Origin of the sequence: Streptomyces vinaceus, assembly GCF_008704935.1 — a bacterium.
Taxonomy (GTDB): domain Bacteria; phylum Actinomycetota; class Actinomycetes; order Streptomycetales; family Streptomycetaceae; genus Streptomyces; species Streptomyces vinaceus.
The window spans coordinates 1,806,903-1,826,016 of the sequence record NZ_CP023692.1 but is presented as its reverse complement, the minus strand read 5'-3'; the positions used below and the strand labels follow the sequence as shown (position 1 = coordinate 1,826,016).

Here is a 19,114-nt window from a genome sequence, read left to right as displayed (position 1 = left end):
GAAAGAGCGTCCCGAGCAGCGGCGCGGGGGGCGGGGGCCGGTGCCGGGGGCGGGGTGGGGTGTCGTCCGGAGTGGGGCATGATTCATGGCGCCTTTTCCGTGTCGGCGAAGTACTCCGGACGGGGCGCCAACACATCACGTTTGACACTCCGGCCGACACCCCACCCCACCCCCGACCCCGGCGGGCGGCTTCGGCCCCGAGGGTGCAGTCCGGTGGGTGCGTGGCGGTCGCGTTGCGGGGGCGTGAAATCCGGCCACGGTTTTCGGCCGCCCGAGGGTGGTGGGTGGCCTCTGGTGGCATGGTCGAAGTGCCAGGTCAGGGGTGGTCCCCCTAGGTGGGCGGGGGATCCGGGCAGGGTTTGTTTCGGCGTGTCGGGCGGGGCTTGACCCGTCTCGGAGTCGCTGCCAGGCTCCGAGCCATGTCCGCGTTCGAGCTCCTCGCCCCGCGGTTCCACACCCCCGGCTCCTGTACCGCGCCGGGTGCGTGTCCGGGCCGCTGTCAGGCCCTGCGCCGCGCCTGAGCGCCGCCCCGGGTCCCGCCCGGTGACCGTTCGGCCTCCCGCCGGACCGGCTTTCGGTCCCATCCCGACCCGGGATGGCCGGGCTCCCGGTCGGCTGGTCCGCCGTCGGCCGGTCAGGCCCCTGCCGTTCGCCTTCCGGCCTTCAGCCGGTTCGGCCTGGCCAACCGGCCCGAACCCCGCTCGGCCTCCGGCCAACCAGCCTCCGGCCGCCTGACCGAAGGCCGACGACCCGGCCCCGGGTCGACCCGATCGACGGCCGTCTCGCGGCCACATGTCCGCACCCCCCTGTCCCGTGGACCGTCGGCGAGCCATGCCCGCAGGCCGGACCCGTACCGCTCCGCGCCCGGCCGCCGCCTTGCGGCCGTCCGCTGTCGAAACCGAACCGAAGGAGTCCCCATGAGCACCGCCACCCGCACCCAGATCACCGTCACCCGGATCGGTGGCCGGATCGGCGCCGAGATCGCAGGCGTCCAGCTCGGGGGTGAGCTTCCGGCGGAGGTCGTCACCGAGATCCGGGCCGCCCTGCTCGCCCACAAGGTCGTCTTCTTCCGCGACCAGGACCACCTCGACGAGGCCGGCCACGAGGCCTTCGCCCAGCTGCTCGGCACGCCCGTCGCCCACCCCACCGTGCCCTCCGCCGACGGCCGTTACGCCCTCGGCATCGACTCCCACCACGGCGCCCGCGCCAACCAGTGGCACACCGACGTCACCTTCGTCCCCGCCTACCCCGCCTTCTCCATCCTCCGCGCCGTCACCATCCCCCCGTACGGCGGCAACACCCTCTGGGCCAACACCGCCACCGCGTACGCCCACCTCCCCGAGCCGCTCCGGGTCCTCGCCGACGGCCTGCGCGCCGTCCACACCAACGAGTACGACTACGCCGCCCTCAAGCCCGACGCGCTCCCCGAGGCCCTCGTCCAGTACCGCGAGGTGTTCACGTCCACGAAGTTCCGCACCGAGCACCCCGTCGTCCGCGTCCACCCCGAGACCGGCGAACGCACCCTGCTCCTCGGCAACTTCGTCCAGCGGATCGAGGGCCTGACCGGTCAGGACTCCCGCGCGCTGGTCGACCTCTTCCAGTCGCACATCGAGCGCCCCGAGAACACCGTCCGCTGGCAGTGGCGGGCCGGTGACGTCGCGATCTGGGACAACCGCGCCACCCAGCACTACGGCGTCGACGACTCCGACGACCACGAGCGCACCCTGCGCCGCGTGACGGTCGACGGCGACGTCCCCGTCGGCCCGGACGGGTTGCCGTCCCGCCTGATCAGCCCCGAGACCGTTCCCGACCCGTCCTTCGGCATCCCGTCGGGCGCGTCCGCCACCGCCTGACCCGCTCCGCCCGTACGACACCTCAAGGAGGCACCGTGCCCACCCTGCTCGCCCTCACCGGCAGCCCCTCCCCGCACTCCCGTACCGCCGTCGTCGCCGACCACGTGCTGCGCCGACTGACCCACGCCGGGTTCGACACCGCCCACCTCGCCGTACGGGAGCTCCCCGCCGCCGACCTCCTCTCCGCCCGCCGCGGCGAGCCGGAGATCCGCCGGGCCCTCGAAGCCGTGGCGCAGGCCGACGGGATCATCGTCGCGACCCCCGTCTACAAGGCCGCCTACACCGGCCTGCTCAAGGCCTTCCTCGATCTGCTCCCGCAGGACGGGCTGGCCGGGAAGACGGTCCTGCCGATCGCCACCGGCGGCAGCCTCGCCCACGTCCTGACCCTCGACTACGCCCTGCGCCCCGTCCTCGCCGCCCTCGGAGCCCGGCACGTCACCGCCGGCCGGTTCGTCCTGGACTCCTCCGTGGAACGCGGCGCCGGCCCCGGCCGGCTGCGGCCCGAGGCGGAGCTGGACCTCTTCCAGGCCGTCGACGAGTTCGCCGACGCGCTGAACGCCCAGACCTCCGCGGCCCCCCTCGCCACCACCGCCCCGTAGCGGCCCCGAAACCACCGATCCCGAACAAGGACCACCTCCATGCCCGCAGCCCTCGCCTCCACCTCCACCACCCGACGCCAGTTCCTCACCCTGCTCGGCATCTCGGCGGCCGCGGTGAGCTGCGGCACGGCCACCGCCACCGGCGGATCCGCCAAGCAGGTCACGACCCTCAAGTACCAGGGGGCCGTCGGCACGGTCCTGCTCCCCGAGCTGGCCGCGGACCTCGGCTACCTGGGCGGCCTGACCCTCGACTGGGTCGGCAACACCATCAGCGGCCCCCAGGACATCCAGTCCGCCGCCACCGGCCAGACCCACTTCGGCGGGGCCTTCAACGGCGCGATCGTCAAACTCGCCGCGAGCAAGGCCCAGATCCAGTCCATCATCTCCTACTACGGCTCCGACAAGGACACCTACCTCGGCTACTACGTCCTGGAGGACAGCCCGATCCGCTCGCCCCGCGACCTGATCGGCAAGAAGGTCGGCATGAACACGCTGGGCGCCCACGCCCAGGCGCTGCTGGAGATCTACCTGGAACGCAGCGGCCTGTCCAAGGCCGACGCGGCGAAGGTCGAGTCCCTCGTGGTCCCGCCCGTCAACACCGAACAGGCGCTGCGCCAGAAGCAGATCGAGGTCGGCGTGCTCAGCGGGGTCCTGCGCGACAAGGCCCTCGCCGCCGGGGGCATCCGCCCGCTGTTCAAGGACTTCGAGCTGCTGGGCGCCTTCAGCGCCGGGTCGTACGTGATGACCCGGCGGTTCATCAAGGAGAACCCCGACACCGTACGGACCTTCACGACCGGTGTCGCCAAGGCGATCGAGTGGTCCCGGACCACCCCGCGCGAGGAGGTCATCGCCCGGATGACCGAGATCGTCAAGAAGCGCGGCCGCAACGAGGACACCTCCACCCTCCAGTACTGGCGCTCCTACGGGGTGGCGGAGACGGGCGGCCGGATCGCCGACAAGGAGTTCCAGCTGTGGATCGACTGGCTCGGTGAGCGCGGCGAGATCAAGAAGGGCCAGCTCAAGGCCACCGACCTGTACACGAACGAGTTCAACGACCAGGGGAAGGGCTGAGCACCGTGGCGAAGATCGTGTTCGAGTCCGTGACGAAGACCTTCCCGACGAAGCAGGCCAAGGGCAGGAGGGCCGGAGCCCCCGGGGCCGGGAGTTTCACCGCCCTCGACGGGGTGGACCTGGAGATAGCGGCCGGGGAGTTCGTGGTGGTCGTCGGCCCCAGCGGCTGCGGCAAGTCCACCCTCCTCGACCTCCTGGGGGGCCTGACCCGGCCCACCTCCGGCCGGATCCTCCTCGACGGGGAGCCGGTCACCGGACCCGGCCTGGACCGGGGCATCGTCTTCCAGCAGTACGCCCTGCTGCCCTGGCGCACCGCGCTCGGCAACATCGAGTTCGGGCTGGAGGCGACGGGTGTCCCCCGGCGTGAACGCACGCAGCGGGCCCGGGAGTTCCTGGACCTCGTCGGCCTGAGCGGTTTCGAGGACCGCCACCCGCACGAACTGTCCGGTGGCATGCGCCAGCGCGTGGCCATCGCCCGCTCCCTGGCCTACGACCCGGACGTCCTGCTGATGGACGAGCCGTTCGCCGCGCTCGACGCGCAGACCCGCGAATCCCTCCAGGACGAGCTGCGCCGCATCTGGCAGCGCACCGGCAAGACCGTCGTGTTCATCACGCACGGGATCGAGGAGGCCGTGTACCTCGGGCAGCGGGTGGCCGTGATGACCTCCCGGCCCGGCCGGATCAAGGAGGCCGTCCCCGTCTCCTTCGGCGACCGGGCCACCGGCGCCGGCGGTGAGGAACTGCGCTCCAGCCCGGAATTCGCCCGCTACCGCCACGAGATCTGGACCCTGCTCCACGACGAGGTGGCCCGCGCCCAGCAACTGGAGAAGGAGGAGGCCACCGTATGAGTACCGCAGCCGATACGAAGACCACCGCGGCCGAGGCGGAAGCCGTTCGAGCGGAGGGCGCGCCCACCGCGGCGCCGGCGCCCGCGCCCGTACGGGAACCCGCACCGGAACAGGAACCCGCACCGGAACGGGAGCCCGCGCCCGTACGGGACCCCGCGCCCTCGGCCGCCGCCCCGGATCCGGCCCGGGCCGCGGGCGGCCCGCCCGCCCTGCGCGCCCTCGCCCGGTGGCTGCGCGCGGCGGCACTGCGGTCGGCGGCGATCCTCGCCCTGCTCGCGGTCTGGGAGGCGGCGCCCCGGCTCGCACTGGTGGACTCCACCTTCCTCCCGCCGGTCAGCGAGGTCGCGGCGGCCTGGTGGGAACTGGCGGGCAACGGACAGCTCGCCGAGCACACCCAGGCCAGCCTGATCCGCTCCTTCGGCGGCTTCGGCATCGCCGTCGTCGTCGCGGTCCCGCTCGGCCTGCTGATCGGCTGGTACCGCCCCGTCGCGGTGCTGCTCGGCCCGCTGCTGGAGGTGTTCCGCAACACCGCGGCCCTCGCCCTGCTGCCCGTGTTCGTCCTGCTGCTCGGCATCGGCGAGACCTCGAAGGTCTCGATCGTCGTCTACGCCTGCGTCTGGCCGATCCTGCTGAACACCATCAGCGCCGTCGGCAACGCCGATCCGACGCTGGTGCGACTGGCCCGGTCCATGGACCTGTCCACGCCGAGGCTGTTCCAGAAGGTGATCCTCCCGGCCTCCGTACCGGCGATCTTCACCGGCATCCGGCTGGCCGGCGCCGTCTCGATCCTGGTCCTCGTGGCCGCCGAGATGATCGGCGCGAAGGCGGGTCTCGGTTATCTGATCAACGCCTCGCAGTTCAACTTCGCGATCCCCGAGATGTACGCGGGCATCGTCACCATCTCCGCCATCGGCGTGGCCTTCAACCAGCTCCTCGTCAGCGTGGAACGCCGCCTCAGCCTCTGGCGCGTCCCCGCCTGACACCCTTCTCTCCCACCCCGAGGAACACCATCATGACCGCACCCCGGACCCTGCACCTCAACGCCTTCCTCATGAACGCCGGTCACCACGACGCCGCCTGGCGCCATCCCGACAGCAGCCCCGAACGGGTCACCGACCTGCGGTACTTCCAGGAGCTGGCGCGGACCGCCGAGCGCGGGCGGCTCGACTCGATCTTCTTCGCGGACGGGCTCGCGCTCTGGGGCAAGGCGCGCTACAACGCGCTCGGCGGTTTCGAACCGCTCACCCTGCTCTCCGCCATCGCCGCCGTCACCGAGCACATCGGGCTCATCGCCACCGTCTCCACCACCTTCAACGAGCCCTTCCACCTCGCCCGCAAGTTCGCCTCCCTCGACCACATCAGCAACGGCCGCGCCGGCTGGAACATCGTCACCTCCGGCACCGTGGACGAGGCCCGCAACTTCGGCCAGGACGAGCACCTCGAACACAGCCTCCGCTACGAGCGCGCCCGCGAGTTCCTCGACGTCGCCACCAAGCTCTGGGACAGCTGGGAGGACGACGCGATCGTCCTCGACAAGGAGCGCGGCATCTACGCCGACACCGACAAGCTCCACCCCGCCGCCCACCGGGGTACGTACTTCGGCGTCGCCGGCCCGCTCAACGTGCCCCGCTCCCCGCAGGGCCACCCGCTGCTCGTGCAGGCCGGATCCTCCGAGGACGGCAAGGAGTTCGCCGCCCGGTACGCCGAGGCCGTCTTCACCGCCCAGCAGACCCTCGCCGACGGGCAGACCTTCTACAAGGACCTCAAGTCGCGCCTGGCGAAGTACGGCCGGACCGAGTCCGACCTGCTCGTCCTGCCCGGCATCGCCCCCGTCATCGGTTCCACGGAGGCCGAGGCCAAGGCCCTGGAGCAGCAGCTCACCGACCTCCAGGTGCCGGAGTACGGGCTCGCCCAGCTCTCCGGCATGCTCGGCACCGACCTGACCGGCCTCCCCCTCGACGGTCCGCTGCCGGAGCTCCCCGAGGAGCGGGACATCAACGGCAACAAGAGCCGCTTCACCCTCGTCGCCGAACTGGCCCGCCGTGACGGCCTCAGCCTGCGCGGCCTGATCGCCCGCCTCGGCGCCGGCCGGGGCCACCGCGTCTTCGCCGGCACGCCCGAGCAGATCGCCGACCAGCTGGAGGAGTGGTTCACGCAGGGCGCCGCCGACGGGTTCAACATCATGGCGCCGGTGCTGCCGACCGGGCTCACCGACTTCGTCGACCACGTGGTGCCGATCCTCCAGCGGCGCGGTCTCTTCCGCACCGAGTACACGGGGTCGACCCTGCGCGAGAACTACGGCCTCGCCCGCCCGGCGAACCGGTACGCGCAGGCCGCCTCGTAGGCGGCCCGGGTACGTGAACGTGCGGCCGCCGCAGCCTCGTGCTCCGGCGGCCGCCGCGTGCCGTCAGACCGTGAGGACGATCTTGCCGCGGGTACGGCCCGCCGCGCTGAGCTCCCAGGCCTTCCCGGCCTCGGCGAGCGGCAGCGCGTGTTCCACGTTGACCGTGAGCCGGCCCGTGTCGGCGAGCTCCGCCAGGAACGTCAGGTCGGCGGTGTCCGGGCGCACCCACAGCTGGTGCGCGCCCTTGGCGGCGGCCTCGTAATCGGCGATGGAGACCACCCGGGAGCGCTCCTTGACGAGCGACTGGAGGATCTCCACGGCGCCGTCCCCGTAGAAGTCCAGCCCGGCGTCGACGCCCTCGGGGGCGAGTGCGCGGATCCGGTCCGCGAGGCCCTCCCCGTACAGGACGGGCTCGGCGCCGAGCGAGCGCAGGTAGTCGTGGTTGTGCGCGCCCGCCGTGCCGATGACGCGCAGGCCGAGCGCGACGGCGATCTGGACGCCGAAGGAGCCGGTGCCGCCCGCCGCGGAGTGGATGACGACGGTCTCGCCGGCCTTGAGGCCCGCGCGGGTGAGGGACTGGTAGGCGGTGAGACCGGCCAGTGGGATGCCCGCGGCCTGCTCGAAGGTCAGGGAAGCGGGCTTGCGGGCGAGGGTCCGCACGGGGGCCGAGACGAGTTCGGCGTAGGTGCCGAGCTCGACCCATTCCTTGCGGACGTATCCGTACACCTCGTCGCCGACGGCGTGGTCGAAGGTGTCGGGGCCCACGGCCTCGACGACTCCGGCCACGTCCCAGCCGGGTATGACGGGGTGGCGGACTTCGAGGATGGGGTCGAGGTATCCGGCGGCGAGCTTCCAGTCGACCGGGTTGACGCCGGCCGCCTTGACCCGGACCAGCACCTCGCCGGGGCCGACCTTGGGCGGGCTTACGTCAACGAGCTTGAGGTCCGGGGTGGTTCCGTATGCGTCGTACGTGATTGCCTTCATGATCGTCCCCAACGGGGCCCCGGGCGGGCCTATTCCCGTACGGGACCCTCAGGCGGGCAGGCTGTTGTGGTGCGAACGCCGTCGGGCCGCGCTGAACAGGGCCTGGATCTGCACCCCGGACTGCTCGACGTCCTCCAGCGGGGAGGGGAACGGCAGCCGTACGTCCTGGTGGCCGCGGTGCAGCTCCAGGCGCAGGGTGATCCCGTACCGGTCCATGGCGAGCGGCAGCACGCGCAGGACCGCGGTGGCGGGCAGCGGCCGGACCAGGCGCAGGAGGAGCGTCACGAGCTCGGCGTGGTCGTCGAGGAGATGGGTGAGCATGCCGGCCTCGTACGGGGCGAGGGGGTCGGGGCGAGCCGCGTCGAGCTCTTCGAGGCCGACGCACGTACGTCCCTCGTCGGTCTCCAGTACGGCCCGGCCGAATTCCATGCAGGTGGAGTCGGCGCCTTCGTCCGTGTAGGGCGTGAGCAGGCGGCCCGTGATCGTGACGCGGGCGCGCACCCGGTCCCGTGCGGGGGTGGGGGCGATGTCGGTGAACTCCAGCCGGATCGAGGGCCGGTACTCGCACTCGCCGCCGGGCTCGGACGGGTGCAGGTGCAGCCGGCCCATCGGGTCCGATCCGTCGAGGTGGCGGACCTCGCTGCTGAGCCCGTCGGTGACCACGGTCATGGAGTGGGCGGCGGCCAGGACCGACCGGATCCGCTCGGCATCGGTGGGCCGGCCGGCGGCCGGGGTGGCGGGGGCGGCACCGGGCATGCGCATGCGGGTCTCTCCATCGTCTCGGGCGACTTACTTAGGTATGCCTAACCTAACCTATTCCCTTCTGTGGGAGTACCCCGTGTCGCTCGTGTCGTTGTTGGGCTGAACGGGTGAAACGCGAGAGGATGGGGGGATGCACATGAAGCGCACGGCCGAGGCGGCCCGGTGAGCAGGTACGACGTCACGGACGAACAGTGGGAGGGGCTCGCGCAGGTGGTCCCCCTGCGCAGTCGCAACGAGTGGCCCTCCCGGGTGGACCACCGCACGATCCCCACCGCGCCGGGGGCGTCCGCGGCGGAACAGCGGCGCTTCGTCGTGATCCGGGTGCAGGTCTTCGCCGACGCGCGGGAGGTGGCCGAGTACCTGATCGCGCAGATCCCGGTGCTGCTCGACCTCACCGGCGCGGACGGCGAAGTGGCCAAGCGGATCCTCGACTTCAGCAGCGGCGTGGTCTTCGGACTGGGCTCGGGGATGCACCGGGTGGACCGGAACGTCTTCCTGCTGGCACCCGTCGGGACCGAGGTCGAGGGGATCGCGGCCGCCGCCGTCCCCCGATCGTAGGAAGGTCGCCAGGGCGGAACGGTTCACCGGACCCCCCGGGGGTCCGGCGGGCCGTACCGTCCGGCGCATGGACGTCATCTTGGACTCGGACGCGCAGGCGGACCCCGCCCCCGCCCGGTTATCCGCCGCCGTCGCCGACGGCGCTCCCGCTGCGGCCGCCGCCGTGCACCAGCGGCCCGTCGTCACCGAGTTGCGGCTCTCCGCGTTCGGGGCGCACCGCGGCGCGGTCTTCGCGCTGGGGCCCGTGACCCTCCTCGCCGGGCCCAGCGGCAGCGGCAAGTCCCAGGTCCTGGCGGCCTACGGGGCGCTGGCCGCGCTCGGGGCCGGGGCCACCCTGGAAGGGGCGTTCCCCGATCCGCGGGGCCGGATCCCCGACCGGGCGCTGCCCGACGGGCAGGGGCGGCGCGGGTTCCGCATCGGCTGCACCGTCGACGGTCCCGCCGGGCCCGTCCGCCTCGACCTCGCCGTACAGGCCGAGCCCACGCTCCGGATCGTCGGCGAACGGCTCGCGGTGGACGGGCGGATCCTGCTCGCCACCGCCCTGCGCGATCCCGGCCGGCGCTCCGTGCAGGCCTCCTGGCTGACCGGCGGAGCCGTCGGCGTCACCCGGGCCCCGCTCCCCGACGACCGGCTCGGCACCGCCCTGCTCCCGCTGCGCGTCGCCGGCGCCACAGCCGGACAGCGACAGGTCCTGGCGGCCGCCGAGCAGGTGGTGGTGGCGCTGCGGTCGGTGTTCCCCTGCGACCCGATGCCCGAGCGGATGCGGGCGCCCGTCCCGCCGGGCGAGGGGCGGCTGCTCGGCGACTGCGCCAACCTGGCCGACGTCCTGCGCCGGACCCGCCACGAGTGCGGCACCCGCCACGCGCTGCTCGCCGCGGCCGCGCGGACCGGCTGCGCGGGCCCGGTGGAGGGGCTGGACGTACGGGTCCCCGAGCAGGGTCCGGTCACGGCGGTGCTGGACCGCGGCCGCGCCGGGCCCGCCACGGAACTGGGCCGGCTCGGCGCGGGCGAGCTCCGCTTCCTCGCGCTGTCGCTGGTCCTGCTGACCGGCCCGGGGGTGCTCGCCATGGACCCGGCCGCCGAGCTGCTCTCCGCCCAGCAGGCGCTGACCGTCCTCGCCGACGGCTTCGACCGCGATCTGGACCGGCGGCAGAGCGCCGAGCTGCTGCGGCTGGCCCTGCTGTCCTGCGGACGCGGCCACGTCCGCCTGCTGGCGGCGGTGGGGGAGGGGGCGGCCGAAGCCGCCCGCGTGACCCCGGGGGTGGCGGTGGTAGACCTGACGCCATGAGCGATGAGCAGGACGTACAGCACGGGCAGGAGCCGGCGCACCGGACCGAGCGGTTGCACCGACTCCAGCGGAGACTGGCCGAGTTCGCGGCCGCGCGCGGCTGGGAGCCGTACCACACGCCCAAGAACCTGGCCTCGGCGCTGAGCGTGGAAGCGTCCGAACTGGTCGAAATCTTCCAGTGGCTGACCCCGGAGGAGTCGGCGAAGGTCATGGAGAGGCCGGAAACCGCACACCGCGTGGCCGACGAGGTGGCCGACGTGCTGGCGTATCTGCTGCAATTCTGTGAGGTCCTCGGGGTGGACGTGATGGATGCGCTCGCCGCGAAGATCGAGAGGAACGAGCTCCGCTTCCCGGTGACGGGGCCTCCGACATCGAATTGTCACTCTTCGGAGTGATGGCGTCGTCCACAACCATGTTTGTGTCCACAGATTTCCGAATACCCCTGGCTTTACTGGCCCATTGCCCTCACTCTGGGTAGTGGTGAGGACGGCGGATGTCGTGCGGACGGGGGACGGCATATGGATGCGGTACGGCTCATCGCGGCCGGCCGGCACGCGCTGGCACAGAGCGGGGCGGCGATGGACATCGTGGGCGAGGCCTGGCAGGCCCAGGCGCTCGCGCAGGGGATCGGGAGCTGGCTGGCGGTCACGGGGCCGCCGGAGCTGAGATCGGAGGCACGGGGACTGGGGGAAGCGGGGGGCAGAGGCTGCGGGGTGCTCGACAGAGCGGCCCTGCGGGGAGAGGGCAGCGCGCCCGACTACCCGCCGAGAGCGGCGCAGCTGACCAAGGTGGCGGATGTCCGCCAGGCTCTGCTCGGGCTGCAGGCGCTGTTCGGCGAAGTGGGGATAGCCCTGGTCGGGGTGGCCTGCGCGACGGACGACGAAGGCCTGTACTGGCAGTGCATAGAGTCCATAGACGCGGCCGACGAATCGAGCGACCGGGTCCGGGCCGTCCTGCGCCGGCTGACGGTGCGTGAACGGGGGTCCGCCTCCGGCGTGGCCTGACGGGAGAGCGCCGAGAGGGCGGCCGGGGTCCCGTCGCGCACGACGGGACCCGCAAGGTCAATGCGACCGGTAGGACGTGCGCTCGCTCTCGGGTGCGCGGTCCGTGGAGGACTGGAGGTCGGCGTCGAGCTGCGACAGGTCGGCGTTCAGCGCGGCCATCAGCTCTTCCATCTGCTGGAGCAGGCCCTTCGGCGCGCCACCCTGGGCGGCCGCCGCGGGCTCCTGGCGTGCGTGGTCGTGTGCGGCCTGCCCGGTCTGTCCGGTGTGCTCGGGCACGGACTCGTGGGACATGACGGCCTCCTCGGCCCTGGCCCTTCCGAGGCGGAAGGGGGCGGTGGGCGCATCGGCGGAGGCCGCCGGCGCGCGGGCCGGGCGGTCCGGCTCCGTCCGAGCCAACGATCCCCGTCCGTGCTGGTCACTGGCCCGGACCGGGGTGGACCGTCCGGTTGACGCAGATTCACCCTGCGGGGGTGGGCGAGGCAGGATGGGAGTCATGGATCTCCGTATTTTCACCGAGCCCCAGCAGGGCGCGAGCTACGACACCCTCCTGACCGTCGCCAAGGCCACCGAGGACCTGGGCTTCGACGCGTTCTTCCGCTCCGACCACTATCTGAAGATGGGGTCGGCGGACGGCATGCCCGGGCCCACCGACGCCTGGATCACCCTCGCGGGCCTGGCCCGGGAGACGCGGCGGATCCGCCTCGGCACGCTGATGACGGCCGGCACGTTCCGGCTGCCGGGCGTGCTCGCCATCCAGGTGGCCCAGGTCGACCAGATGTCCGGCGGCCGGGTCGAACTGGGGCTGGGCGCGGGCTGGTTCGAGGAGGAGCACAAGGCGTACGGCATCCCGTTCCCGGCGGAGCGGATGGCCCGGCTGGAGGAGCAGCTCGCGATCGTCACCGGCCTGTGGGCGACCGCGCCCGGAGCCACGTTCGACTACGCGGGCACCCACTACCAGGTGGAGAAGTCCCCGGCGCTGCCCAAGCCGGCCCAGGCCAAGGTGCCCGTGCTCATCGGCGGCCACGGCGCCAAGCGCACCCCGCGCCTCGCCGCCCGGTACGCGGACGAGTTCAACATGCCGTTCGCGTCGATCGCGGACAGCGAGCGGCAGTTCGGCCGGGTGCGGCAGGCCGCCGAGGAAGCCGGACGGGGCGCCGACGACCTCGTCTACTCCAACGCCCTCGTGGTGTGCGTCGGCAAGGACGACGCCGAGGTCGCCCGCCGGGCCGCCGCCATCGGCAGGGACGTGGACGAGCTCAAGGCCAACGGCCTGGCCGGCTCCCCGGCCGAGGTGGTGGAGAGGATCGGCGCCTACGCGGCCGTCGGCAGCTCCCGCATCTACCTCCAGCTGCTCGACCTCGACGACCTGGACCACCTGGAGCTGATCTCGGCCCAGGTACTTTCCCAGCTCGGCTGAGGGAGGCGGAAGACCGTGCCCCGCGCGTCCGGCCCGCTCGCCGAAGCACTGGCCGACAGGGTCGTGCTCCTCGACGGCGGACTGAGCAACCAGCTCGCCGACCAGGGCTGCGACCTGACCGGAGGCCTCTGGTCGGGCCGGGTGCTGGCCGAGCGGCCGGACCAGGTGGAGGCCGCCCACTCGGCGTATGCGCGGGCCGGCGCCGAGGTGCTGATCACCGCGAGCTACCAGGTCGGGTACGAGGCCTTCGCCGCCCACGGGCACGACCGGGCCGAGACCACCGCCCTGCTGCACCGCAGCGTCGCGCTGGCGGCCCGGGCGGCCGGGGCCGCCGGCCACGAGGTCTGGGTCGCCGCCTCCGTCGGCCCGTACGGGGCGGTGCTCGCGGACGGCTCCGAGTACCGCGGGCGGTACGGGCTGAGCGTGCGCGAGCTCTCCGCCTTCCACCGCCCGCGGATCGAGGCGCTGCTCGCGGCGGGCGCCGACGTCCTGGCGCTGGAGACCGTCCCGGACGCGGAGGAGGCCGAAGCGCTCCTCGGCGTCCTCGCCGGGACGGGGGCGGCCGCCTGGCTGAGCTACACCGTGGCCGGCGCCCGTACCCGGGCCGGTCAGCCGCTCGCCGAGGCCTTCGCCCTCGCGGCCGAGGCCCCGGAGGTCATCGCGGTCGGCGTCAACTGCTGTGACCCGGCGGACGTCCTGCCCGCCCTGGAGGCGGCCTCCTCCGTGACGTCCAAGCCGCTCGTCGCCTACCCGAACGACGGCTCCGTCTGGGAGGCCGCCACCGCCACCTGGCACGCCCCGCCCGCCCCCGCGCCCTGGCCCCTGGAGGCCTGGCGCAGGGCGGGAGCCCGCCTGATCGGCGGCTGCTGCCGCATCGGTCCGGCGGGCATCGCCGATCTGGCCGCGGAGGTGTCCCGGGGCGGGACCGGTCACTGGCGCCAGCGGGGCTGACCGGGACCCTTGCAGGTGTAGGTGATGCCCTTCTTGCTGACGCCGGTCGCCCCGGCCGGGGAGCAGAACGCCCCGGGCGTCACGGTGCCGGTGCTTGCGCCGCCGCTGTCCGACCCGCCGGAGGAGGAAGACCCGCCGGAGGAGGAGCCTCCGGAGCTCGAACCCCCGGAAGAGGAGCCGCCGGAGCTCGAACTCCCGGAGGAGGAGCCCCCGGAGGAGGAGCCGCCCGATGCCGTGCTGCCCGAGTCCTCGTGCGTCGGCGTAGGTTCGGGGTGGAGGCGGGTGTTCGGCGCAGCCGGGCAGCCGGTCCCGGGGGAGACCAGCTTCAGCGGGGCGGAAGTGGTCGCCGGCGCGCTGATCTCCTTGCCTTCCGCGGGCTCCTGGAAGCAGACGGCCCAGTCGTCCACGGCGGCCGGCAGGGTGACGTCCGTGAACGCGCTCTGCGCCTCGATCCTCTGGAAGCCGATCGGTTTGAGCACCTGAGACGCCTTCGCGAAGGTCAGACCGACGACCTTGGGCATCTTCGGATAGGGGATCGGATCCCCGTCCTTCGCGGGGCACGGCGCGTCGGTCCGTACGACGCCGAGGTCGAGGGTGCGTATCGCACCGGGCTTCTCCGCCGCCACGGCCTGGAAGCACACCTTCCAGTCGGCCTCGGCGACTTGGGCGGCATCGGCCTCGGAGGCGTCGTGCGAGAGCACCTGGAATCCGGCGGCGAGCGCCGTGGCCCTCGCCTCCTTCAGGTTCCGGCCGACGAGGGAAGGCGGCTCGGTCCGGCTCGGGCTCGCACTCGGTGAGGCGGACGCGAGGGCGGCCGGCTTCGCGTCGGCCTCGGCCTTCTTCGGCGGGTCGCCCAGGAAGGGCGTGAGGAACCACAGACCGGCGAGGACCGTTGCGATGATCTTCTTGGCCTGCCCCCACCGGCTCGTCCAGGCGAGCGCGATCCCCACGGGCGGGAGCACGACCAGCAGGGCGATGATAAGGACGGGATGCTGCCACCAGCGGCGCACGGGCGCGGGCATGGGTGGGTAAGGCTTCGGCGGGTACACGAGAGAGGCCCTCCTGGGGCTGCCGGGATGCCGGGGGCACGGGGAACGACGTGTTCCGCGGACCGTACAGCGCCGGACGCACACGCGGCGGGCACTTGCCCGAATCGGGATCCGCGGCCGCCGCGGCGGGCGTACGCGCGGGGAAATCCAGTGGCCCCCGCCGACGGCGGCATCCATGCTGAGCTGCATGTTCTTGACGATCTCCACCACTGGCGGAGCCGAGCAGCCGGCCACCGACCTGGGCTTCCTGCTGCACAAGCACCCTGGAAAGGCGCAGGCGTTCTCCACCTCCCACGGCGTCGCCCACGTGTTCTATCCCGAGGCCGCCGACGAGCGGTGCACGGCGGCGCTGCTGCTGGAGGTGGACCCCGTCGCGCTCGTGCGGCGCGGCCAGGGCAAGGGACGGGGCGGGGCGCCCGACGCCGCGCTCGCCCAGTACGTCAACGACCGCCCGTACGCGGCCTCCTCGCTGCTCGCCGTCGCGCTCAGCTCCGTCTTCCGCAGCGCGCTCAAGGGGCAGTGCGCCGCCCGGCCCGAACTGCCGGAGCAGACCCGTCCGCTGCGGATCGAGATACCGGCGCTGCCGGCGCGCGGCGGTGCGGAGCTCGTGCACCGGCTGTTCGATCCGCTCGGCTGGGACCTCGTACGGGCCGATCCCGTACCGCTCGACGAGCAGTTCCCGCAGTGGGGGGACTCCCGGTACGTGCGGCTCGTGCTGGAGGGCGAGCTGCGGCTCGCCGACGCGCTGCGGCAGCTCTACGTCCTGCTGCCCGTGCTGGACGACGCCAAGCACTACTGGGTCGCCCCCGACGAGGTCGACAAGCTGCTGCGGGCCGGAGACGGCTGGCTGGCCGCGCACCCCGAGAACGGGCTGATCAGCGCCCGTTACCTGGCCCGTCACAAGCGGCTGACCCGCGAGGCCCTGGAGCGTCTTGAGCTGCTGCGGCTGGCCGAGGCCGACGGCAGCGAGGTCGAGGAGTTCGACAACGCCGTGGACGAGGACCGTGACACCGAGGAGAAGCCCGTACCGCTCGCCGTGCAGCGGCGCGAGGCGATCCTGGCCGCGCTGCGCGCCGCCGGCGCGGCCCGGGTCCTCGACCTCGGCTGTGGACAGGGGCAGTTGGTCCAGGCGCTGCTGGGGGACGCGTCCTTCACCGAGATCGTCGGTGTCGACGTGTCCATGCGGGCCCTCGCCACGGCCGCCAAGCGGCTCCACCTCGAACGGATGGGGGAGAGGCAGAGCAGCCGCGTCCGGCTGCTCCAGGGCTCGCTCGCGTACACCGACAAGCGGCTGGCGGGCTACGACGCCGCCGTGCTCAGCGAGGTCATCGAGCACCTGGACCTGCCGCGCCTGCCCGCCCTGGAGTACGCGGTGTTCGGCGCGGCCCGCCCCCGTACGGTCCTGGTCACCACCCCCAACGTGGAGTACAACGTCCGCTGGGAGAGCCTGCCCGCCGGGCACGTCCGCCACGGCGACCACCGCTTCGAGTGGAACCGCGGGGAGTTCCGGGAGTGGGCCGCCTCCGTGGCCGGCCGCCACGGGTACGAGGTCGCCTTCGTGCCCGTCGGCGACGACGACCCCGAGGTGGGGCCGCCGACCCAGATGGCCGTCTTCACCCGGACCCCCACCGACACCGACACCCGCACCGCTGCCGCCAAGGAGGGAGAGGCCGCATGACCAGTACCGGAAACCGCGTACTTCCCGTCACCGATCTGTCCCTCGTCGTCCTCGTCGGGGCCACCGGGTCAGGGAAGTCCACCTTCGCCCGCAAGCACTTCAAGCCCACCGAGGTCATCTCCTCCGACTACTGCCGCGGACTCGTCGCCGACGACGAGAACGACCAGAGCGCGAGCCGCGATGCCTTCGACGTCCTGCACTACATCGCCGGCAAGCGGCTGGCGGCCGGACGCCTGACCGTCGTCGACGCCACCAGCGTGCAGGCCGAGGCCCGCAGGCAGCTGGTCCGGCTGGCCCGCGAGCACGACGTCCTGCCCATCGCGATCGTCCTCGACATGCCCGAGGAGGTCTGCGCCGAGCGCAACGCCGGACGCCCCGACCGGGCCGGGCTGCCGCGCGCGGTCATCCAGCGGCACCGCCGAGACCTGCGCCGCTCGCTGCGCGGACTGGAGCGCGAGGGCTTCCGCAAGGTGCACGTGCTGCGCACTCCCGAGGAGGCCGAGAGCGCCGAAGTCGTCCTGGAGAAGCGGTTCAACGACCTCACCCACCTCACCGGCCCCTTCGACATCATCGGTGACATCCACGGCTGCTCCTCCGAGCTGGAGACCCTGCTCGGCAAGCTGGGGTACGAGGACGGGGTCCACCCCGAGGGCCGCACCGCCGTGTTCGTCGGCGACCTCGTCGACCGGGGCCCGGACAGCCCCGGCGTCCTGCGCCGGGTCATGGGCATGGTCGGGTCCGGCAACGCCCTGTGCGTACCCGGGAACCACGAGAACAAGCTCGGCCGTTACCTCAAGGGGTCCAAGGTCCAGCAGACCCACGGGCTCGCCGAGACGATCGAGCAGCTCGGGCGTGAGCCGCAGGAGTTCGTCGAGGAGGTGCGGGAGTTCATCCGCGGTCTCGTCAGCCACTACGTGCTCGACGGCGGCAGGCTGGTGGTCTGCCACGCCGGTCTGCCCGAGAAGTACCACGGCCGCACCTCCGGCCGGGTCCGCTCGCACGCCCTGTACGGGGAGACCACCGGTGAGACCGACGAGTTCGGCCTGCCCGTGCGCTACCCGTGGGCCGAGGAGTACCGCGGCAAGGCGGTCGTGGTCTACGGCCACACCCCGGTCCCGGACACCGCCTGGCTCAACAACACCATCTGCCTGGACACGGGTGCCGTCTTCGGCGGGAAGATGACGGCCCTGCGCTGGCCCGAGCGCGAACTGGTCGACGTACCGGCCGAGAAGGTCTGGTACGAGCCGGTCAAGCCGCTCGCCGCCGAGGCGCCGGGCGGCCACGAAGGACGCCCGCTGGACCTGGGCGACGTCCACGGGCGCCGGATCGTCGAGACCCGGCACCTGGGCAACGTCACCGTGCGCGAGGAGAACGCGGCCGCGGCCCTGGAGGTCATGAGCCGCTTCGCGGTGGACCCGCGGCTGGTCCCGTACCTGCCGCCGACCATGGCGCCGACCGCCACCTCCCGGGAGGACGCCCGGGGCGGAGCCGCCGATGGTGGCTACCTGGAGCACCCGGCCGAGGCCTTCGCCCAGTACCGCAAGGACGGCGTCGCCCAGGTCGTGTGCGAGGAGAAGCACATGGGCTCCCGGGCCACCGTCCTCGTCTGCAAGGACGCCGGGGCGGCCCGCGAGCGCTTCGGCGTCGAGGGCCCGACCGGTTCCGTCTACACCCGCACCGGACGCGCCTTCTTCCAGGACCCCGAGGTCACCGAGGAGGTCCTCGCCCGGCTCCGCAGCGCCCTCACCGACGCGGGCCTGTGGGAGGAACTGGCCACCGACTGGCTGCTGCTGGACGGGGAGCTGCTGCCCTGGTCGCTGAAGTCCACCGGTCTGCTGCGCAACCAGTACGCCGCCGTGGGCGCCGCCTCCCGCGCCGTGTTCCCGGACGCCCTCGGCGCGCTGGCCGCGGCCGCGCAGCGGGGCGTCGACACCGGCGGACTGCTCGCCCGCCAGCGGGAGCGGGCCGCCGACGCCGAGCGGTTCACCGACGCGTACCGGCGCTACTGCTGGCCCACGGACGGGCTGGACGGCGTACGGTTCGCCCCCTTCCAGCTGCTGGCGGCCGCCGGGCGCTCGCTGGCCGCCGTACCCCACGACGAGCAGCTGTTCTGGCTGGACCGGCTCGTCGCCGCCGACGAGGCGGCCGGGACCGGGCTGCTGCGCCGTACCGGCCGGATCCTGGTGGACACCGCCGACGAGGACTCCGTACGGGCGGGCACCGACTGGTGGCTGGAGCTGACGGGCGCGGGCGGCGAGGGCATGGTCGTCAAGCCGCTCCAGGCGTACGCCCGCGACGGCAAGGGCCGCCTGGTCCAGCCGGGGATCAAGGTGCGCGGGCGCGAGTACCTGCGGATCATCTACGGTCCGGAGTACACGCGTCCGGAGCAGCTGGAGAAGCTGCGCCAGCGCTTCCTGGGGCACAAGCGCTCCCTGGCCCTGCGCGAGTACGCGCTCGGGCTGGAGGCCCTGGACCGGCTGGCGGGCGGGGAGCCGCTGTGGCGGGTGCACGAGGCGGTGTTCGCGGTGCTGGCCCTCGAATCGGAGCCGGTCGACCCGCGGTTGTGAACCGGGGACGCTACGCACAGCCGTAAAGGAGAGGCCCCTGTACGGCCCCGAATTAGGTCGTATGGGGGAACTTTCCCGGAGAACGCCGGGAAAACCACCGGCGGGATCGTTCATCCAGGGCAGCGGAATGTCCGCGACCCT

The 19,114-nt window shown here is 72.9% G+C and carries 18 protein-coding genes; 14 read left to right on the top strand and 4 right to left on the bottom strand.

The genetic code is table 11. The annotated features are described in order from the left end of the window. Positions 1 to 917: 917 nt before the first annotated feature. The 6 genes from CP980_RS08010 to CP980_RS07980 are packed head-to-tail and all read left to right on the top strand — an operon-like array spanning position 918 to position 6,715. A complete protein-coding gene (locus CP980_RS08010) occupies positions 918 to 1,853 on the top strand; it encodes a TauD/TfdA dioxygenase family protein (RefSeq protein WP_150527849.1) in 936 nt (311 codons plus the stop codon). Between the two features lie 35 nt (positions 1,854 to 1,888). After that, positions 1,889 to 2,452, top strand: coding sequence for an NADPH-dependent FMN reductase (gene ssuE / locus CP980_RS08005; protein ID WP_150527848.1), 564 nt, complete (start codon positions 1,889 to 1,891; stop codon positions 2,450 to 2,452). A gap of 39 nt (positions 2,453 to 2,491) precedes the next feature. Further along, positions 2,492 to 3,523, top strand: a complete 1,032-nt coding sequence (locus CP980_RS07995) for an ABC transporter substrate-binding protein (RefSeq protein ID WP_150527847.1) — start codon at positions 2,492 to 2,494, stop codon at positions 3,521 to 3,523. Positions 3,524 to 3,528: 5 nt separating this feature from the next. Further along, positions 3,529 to 4,371, top strand: coding sequence for an ABC transporter ATP-binding protein (locus tag CP980_RS07990; RefSeq protein ID WP_150527846.1), 843 nt, complete (start codon positions 3,529 to 3,531; stop codon positions 4,369 to 4,371). Then, positions 4,368 to 5,351 carry an ABC transporter permease gene (locus CP980_RS07985; RefSeq protein ID WP_150527845.1) on the top strand — a complete coding sequence of 328 codons (984 nt, stop codon included), beginning with the start codon at positions 4,368 to 4,370 and terminating at the stop codon, positions 5,349 to 5,351. The genes CP980_RS07990 and CP980_RS07985 overlap by 4 nt, the downstream gene beginning before the upstream one ends. A 32-nt stretch (positions 5,352 to 5,383) precedes the next feature. Then, the gene (locus tag CP980_RS07980; RefSeq protein WP_150527844.1) at positions 5,384 to 6,715 is read left to right on the top strand and encodes an LLM class flavin-dependent oxidoreductase; all 1,332 of its coding nucleotides are present in this window, start codon (positions 5,384 to 5,386) and stop codon (positions 6,713 to 6,715) included. A 63-nt stretch (positions 6,716 to 6,778) separates the two neighbouring features. Here the strand turns inward: CP980_RS07980 and CP980_RS07975 are convergent, their stop codons facing one another. Beyond that, positions 6,779 to 7,699 (bottom strand): NADP-dependent oxidoreductase, encoded by a 921-nt coding sequence (locus CP980_RS07975; RefSeq protein ID WP_150527843.1) that lies wholly within the window; start codon positions 7,697 to 7,699, stop codon positions 6,779 to 6,781. Positions 7,700 to 7,747: 48 nt separating this feature from the next. Beyond that, entirely contained in the window at positions 7,748 to 8,461 is a 714-nt protein-coding gene (locus tag CP980_RS07970; protein WP_150527842.1) for a DUF2470 domain-containing protein, read from the bottom strand. 162 nt (positions 8,462 to 8,623) lie between these two features. On the opposite strand from CP980_RS07970, the gene CP980_RS07965 reads away from it, so the two are divergent. The 4 genes from CP980_RS07965 (at position 8,624) to CP980_RS07950 (ending at position 11,311) form a co-directional block, all read left to right on the top strand. Then, positions 8,624 to 9,019: a cell division protein SepF gene (locus CP980_RS07965; protein ID WP_030154409.1), complete on the top strand. Its 396-nt coding sequence runs from the start codon at positions 8,624 to 8,626 to the stop codon at positions 9,017 to 9,019. A 67-nt stretch (positions 9,020 to 9,086) separates the two neighbouring features. Then, entirely contained in the window at positions 9,087 to 10,307 is a 1,221-nt protein-coding gene (locus CP980_RS07960; protein ID WP_229907195.1) for an AAA family ATPase, read from the top strand. Continuing rightward, positions 10,304 to 10,702, top strand: coding sequence for a nucleotide pyrophosphohydrolase (locus CP980_RS07955; protein WP_150527841.1), 399 nt, complete (start codon positions 10,304 to 10,306; stop codon positions 10,700 to 10,702). Before CP980_RS07960 ends, CP980_RS07955 begins: the two co-directional genes overlap by 4 nt. A gap of 123 nt (positions 10,703 to 10,825) precedes the next feature. Then, positions 10,826 to 11,311, top strand: coding sequence for a DUF6099 family protein (locus tag CP980_RS07950; protein WP_132759129.1), 486 nt, complete (start codon positions 10,826 to 10,828; stop codon positions 11,309 to 11,311). Positions 11,312 to 11,368: 57 nt separating this feature from the next. On the opposite strand, the gene CP980_RS07945 is transcribed toward CP980_RS07950, so the two are convergent. After that, a complete protein-coding gene (locus CP980_RS07945) occupies positions 11,369 to 11,602 on the bottom strand; it encodes a hypothetical protein (protein WP_132759128.1) in 234 nt (77 codons plus the stop codon). A gap of 202 nt (positions 11,603 to 11,804) precedes the next feature. On the opposite strand from CP980_RS07945, the gene CP980_RS07940 reads away from it, so the two are divergent. Further along, on the top strand, positions 11,805 to 12,728 hold the full coding sequence (locus tag CP980_RS07940) for an LLM class F420-dependent oxidoreductase (protein WP_150527840.1): 924 nt from the start codon (positions 11,805 to 11,807) through the stop codon (positions 12,726 to 12,728). A gap of 15 nt (positions 12,729 to 12,743) precedes the next feature. Further along, on the top strand, positions 12,744 to 13,679 hold the full coding sequence (gene mmuM / locus CP980_RS07935) for a homocysteine S-methyltransferase (RefSeq protein WP_150527839.1): 936 nt from the start codon (positions 12,744 to 12,746) through the stop codon (positions 13,677 to 13,679). Here the strand turns inward: mmuM and CP980_RS07930 are convergent. Then, the gene (locus CP980_RS07930) at positions 13,658 to 14,701 is read right to left on the bottom strand and encodes a PASTA domain-containing protein (protein WP_150527838.1); all 1,044 of its coding nucleotides are present in this window, start codon (positions 14,699 to 14,701) and stop codon (positions 13,658 to 13,660) included. The two genes, mmuM and CP980_RS07930, sit on opposite strands and share 22 nt — an antisense overlap. A 214-nt stretch (positions 14,702 to 14,915) precedes the next feature. Between CP980_RS07930 and CP980_RS07925 the strand changes: the two genes are divergently transcribed. Next, positions 14,916 to 16,406 carry a 3' terminal RNA ribose 2'-O-methyltransferase Hen1 gene (locus CP980_RS07925; protein ID WP_150527837.1) on the top strand — a complete coding sequence of 497 codons (1,491 nt, stop codon included), beginning with the start codon at positions 14,916 to 14,918 and terminating at the stop codon, positions 16,404 to 16,406. Then, positions 16,403 to 18,973, top strand: coding sequence for a polynucleotide kinase-phosphatase (locus tag CP980_RS07920; RefSeq protein WP_132759123.1), 2,571 nt, complete (start codon positions 16,403 to 16,405; stop codon positions 18,971 to 18,973). Before CP980_RS07925 ends, CP980_RS07920 begins: the two co-directional genes overlap by 4 nt. Positions 18,974 to 19,114: the final 141 nt, after the last annotated feature.